The organism is Streptomyces xingningensis, from assembly GCF_054957865.1.
Genome location: NZ_JBDJPF010000137.1, coordinates 1 through 3,950, shown reverse-complemented (window position 1 = coordinate 3,950; position 3,950 = coordinate 1). Strand labels below are relative to the sequence as shown.

Genomic DNA, 3,950 nt, shown 5'->3' with positions numbered 1-3,950 from the left:
ACTTGGGGTCGTCCTTGTAGATCTTGGGGACCCAGACCCAGACCTTCCCCTTGAAGCCGGACTTCTTGCCCTGGTAGGTGGTGACGGCGACCTTGCTGTCGTCCTCGGACACAGTGCCGGAGATGGTGAACTTGGCCTGCGGCCCGGTCGGCATCAGCACCTTGGAGTCGGCCGACTGGCCGCTGTTGCCCCCGGCCTGGCCGCCGTTGTTGCCGAAGGAGATCGGGTCGCCCTTGTCCGAGAAGACGTCGAAGTAGTTGAGCACCGGATAGGCGATGGCTCCGAGCACGGCTATGCACGCCACGACGATGATCCATCGTTTTGCGCGGGAGGCCCGGCGGTTGCCCTGGGACCGGTAGGCCCCGTTGGATGCGTGCGTCATCACGTCGCTCCCGGACGATCTGGCTGCCCCGTAGGACATGACGGCTGGTGTTCTCCCCTAGGGGATGGACAAAGCCCGCCGCCGGTTCCTGTACGGGGCGCCGGGAACACTGTGTCCCGGCGCACATACGGCGGAGCCCCGACCGCCCGGATCGGGGTCGGGGCTCCACCGCGGGAACAGGCCGAGCGGGATCAGGCCGGTGGGATCAGGCCGGTGGGATCAAGACGCGGGGACCGGCCCCTGCAGATGCTTGCTGATCCACTCCATGGAGCCCATGTCCATGCCCTTCACATAGGTCTCACCGTTGTGTGTGCCGCCCTCGATCACCTGGAGGTGGCTGTGGACGGGCCCCTTGTTGCCGTAGGTGGCGATGAACTTGTCCACCTTCCCCTTGACGGATCCCTCCTTGGAGCCGTACTGGAAGGCCAGGTAGACGTCCGGGCCCTTCCTGGCGATCAGCTTCTTGGCCAGGACCTCGGGGTTGTTCTCCTGCTTCTCCTTCTCGTGCCCGTTCCACAGCGGGGAGTCGGGGACGATGTCGGGACCGGAGGCGATGACGGCCTTGAACTTGTCGGGCTTCTGCAGGACGGACTTCAGGCCCGCGAAGGCGCCGGTGGAGGAGCCCATGAAGGCCCAGCCGTCCCGGGACTTGACGGTGCGGAAGTTGGCCTTGATGAGGTCCGGGACGTCCTCGGTGAGCCAGGTGCCCATCTTCTGCTGGCCGGGGATGTCGCTGGCGTCGTTGTAAACGCCGTTGTCCGGGTGCGGGTTGAGCACCGGCATGGCGACGATGAACGGCAGGCCCCGCTTCTCCTCGGCCCACTTGGTGATGGACGCCTGCAGCTTCATGTCGGTGCCCATCCAGTAGTTGATGGGGTAGCCCGCGCCGCCGGGCAGCGCGATCAGCACCGGGAAGCCGCTGTTGGCGTACTTGGGGTCGTCCTTGTAGATCTTGGGGACCCAGACCCAGACCTTGCCCTTGAAACCGGACTTCTTGCCGTCCAGCGTGGTGACGGCGATCTTGGTGCCGTCCTCGGGCACGGTGTTGGCGATGGTGAACTTGGCCTCCGGCCCGGTCGGCATCAGCACCTTGGAGTTGGGCGAACCGCCGGTGTCGCCTCCGGCCTGGCCGCCGCCACCCTTGTTCTCCTGGCCGAAGCTGATCGCCTCGCCCTTGTCCGAGAAGACGTCGAAGTAGTTGAGCACCGGATAGGCGATGGCTCCGAGCACGGCTATGCACGCCACGACGATGATCCATCGTTTTGCGCGGGAGGCTCGGCGGTGGCCCCGGGACCGGTAGGCCCCGTTGGCTGAGTGCGACATCGTGTCTCTCCGGACGTTCGCTGCTGCCCCGAAGGACATGACGGTGCTGTTCCGCCCTAAGGGATGGGGAAACCCGCACACCGGGTTCCCGTACAACCGGTGAATTGAGTCATAAGCTGAAAAACGGGCCCGAGGGCCCGTGCCACGGAGGACGAACGTCCCGGGCCCCGGCCGCCACCAGCGTCGCGATCCCCCTGGCGTACGCTGGATCGGTCTTCAAGAACACCCTCCGAAGGGACGCCCGGTGACCGAGACCGCCGACCTTACGTCTTGTAACGTCACAGCCGTCCTCGACCGAGCCGCCGCAGGTGGCCGGATCACCCCCGAGGAGGCGCTCGAGCTCTACCGCTCCGCCCCGTTGCACGCACTGGGCGCCGCCGCCGACGCGGCGCGCCGCAGGCGGTACGCGGGCGTCGAGCACATCGCGACGTACATCATCGAGCGCAACATCAACTACACCAACTCCTGCGTCACCGCCTGCAAGTTCTGCGCCTTCTACGCCCCGCCCAAGAGCGACAAGGTCTGGACCCGGGACCTGGACGACATCCTGCGCCGCTGCGCGGAGACCGTGGAGCTGGGCGGTACCCAGGTCATGTTCCAGGGCGGCCACCACCCCGACTACGGAGTGGAGTACTACGAGGAGCACTTCGCGGCGATCAAGAAGGCGTTCCCGCAGCTGGTCATCCACTCCCTCGGCGCGTCCGAGGTCGAGCACATGTCGCGGATCTCGGGGGTGAGCGCCGAGGAGGCCATCCGCCGGATCCACGCCGCCGGCCTGGACTCCTTCGCGGGCGCGGGCGCCGAGCTGCTGCCCGCCCGGCCGCGCAAGGCGATCGCGCCGCTGAAGGAGTCCGGCGAGCGCTGGCTGGAGATCATGGAGCTGGCCCACAACCTGGGCGTCGAGTCCACCTCCACCATGCTGATGGGCACCGGCGAGACCAACGCCGAACGGATCGAGCATCTGCGCATGATCCGCGACGTCCAGGACCGCACGGGCGGCTTCCGCGCCTTCATCCCGTACACCTACCAGCCGCAGAACAACGCCCTGAAGGGCCGGACCCAGGCCACGATCTTCGAGTATCTGCGGATGATCGCCGTCGCCCGGCTCTTCCTCGACAACATCGCCCATATCCAGGGCTCCTGGCTGACGGTCGGCAAGGAAGCGGGGCAGCTCTCGCTGCACTACGGGGCCGATGACCTGGGCTCCGTGATGCTGGAGGAGAACGTCGTCTCCTCGGCCGGCGCCAAGCACCGCTCCAACCGCATGGAACTCATCGACCTCATCCGCAAGGCCGGCCGCGTCCCGGCGCAGCGCGCCACGACCTATGAGCACCTGCTGGTGCACGACGACCCGGCCAATGACCCGGTCGACGACCGGGTGGTCTCCCATCTGTCCTCCACGGCGATCGAGGGCGGCACGGCGCATCCCGAGCTGAAGCTCATCGACGCGGGCTGATGCTGACCGTGCACGCGGCCGGGCTGCTGCTGGCCGGTGACGGCAGCGCGCCGGTGCCGGACGGCGCGGTCGTGGTCGACGGCGCGCACATCGCGGCCCTCGGGCCGTACGACGAGGTGGCGGCCGCCCATCCGGGGGCCCGGGTGCGCCGCTGGCCGGGCGTGCTCACCCCGGGCCTGCGCCAGTGGCACGGCAAGTGGCTGCTGGAGCGCGCGTACCACCCCGATCCGCGCGAGTACGGGCTGCTCGGCGACCGGCCGCTGACCGGCGACCGGCTGGCGGCCCTGGAGATGACCGAAACCCGCTGGGCGGGCAGTGCCCGGCGCGGGCTTCAGCAGATGCTCCGCCATGGCACCACGGCGGTGTGCGGGGCCTTCCACGATCCGGTGGTGCGCGCCGCCGTTGCGCGCTCCGGGCTGACGGTCGTCTCCGCCCGGGGTGCGCCGGGCACCCTGCTGGAGGATCCGAACCTCGATCCTTTCCGCAACGCGTACGGCTTTGCGGACGCGTTCCCGGCCCCGCCGGCCGTCGGTGCGCGGGCGGACCTCGCGGTCTTCGACGTGCCGGACGAGGCGGCCCTGCCGGTGGCCGGGGCGGGCAGCTGTGTGGCCACGGTGCTGGGCGGGCGGCTGGTGTACCGGCGGGCTTGAGTCAGCGCTGTGAGAGCCACTCACCGCTTCGGGTGACGCTACCTTCGTATATAGGACCGCGACCGATTCCCGCATCCACACTCGCGTTCATCAGATGCCTCCGAGGAGACCCCCGCCTTCAGGCGGGGGAGGAATCGGA

3 protein-coding genes and 1 pseudogene are annotated in these 3,950 nt (G+C 68.5%); 2 read left to right on the top strand and 2 right to left on the bottom strand.

Annotated elements, in window-relative coordinates; all coding sequences use genetic code 11:
• Positions 1–382, bottom strand: a pseudogene (locus ABCR83_RS32370) (hypothetical protein); the annotation flags it as partial.
• Positions 383–601: 219 nt separating this feature from the next.
• Positions 602–1,705 (bottom strand): alpha/beta hydrolase, encoded by a 1,104-nt coding sequence (locus ABCR83_RS32365; RefSeq protein WP_462698836.1) that lies wholly within the window; start codon positions 1,703–1,705, stop codon positions 602–604.
• A 244-nt stretch (positions 1,706–1,949) separates the two neighbouring features.
• On the opposite strand from ABCR83_RS32365, the gene mqnC reads away from it, so the two are divergent.
• Together mqnC and ABCR83_RS32355 are read left to right on the top strand one after the other, a co-directional pair.
• The gene (mqnC, locus tag ABCR83_RS32360; protein ID WP_462698835.1) at positions 1,950–3,161 is read left to right on the top strand and encodes a cyclic dehypoxanthinyl futalosine synthase; all 1,212 of its coding nucleotides are present in this window, start codon (positions 1,950–1,952) and stop codon (positions 3,159–3,161) included.
• Complete coding sequence (locus ABCR83_RS32355; protein WP_462698834.1) at positions 3,161–3,811, top strand: amidohydrolase family protein; 651 nt, start codon at positions 3,161–3,163, stop codon at positions 3,809–3,811. The genes mqnC and ABCR83_RS32355 overlap by 1 nt, the downstream gene beginning before the upstream one ends.
• Positions 3,812–3,950 lie beyond the last annotated feature (139 nt).

What these genes read in the sequence shown, in the direction of transcription:
- ABCR83_RS32365 (WP_462698836.1), bottom strand. Translation starts at nt 1,705, where the DNA reads ATGTCGCACTCAGCCAACGGGGCCTACCGGTCCCGGGGCCACCGCCGA.
- ABCR83_RS32355 (WP_462698834.1), top strand. Translation starts at nt 3,161, where the DNA reads ATGCTGACCGTGCACGCGGCCGGGCTGCTGCTGGCCGGTGACGGCAGC.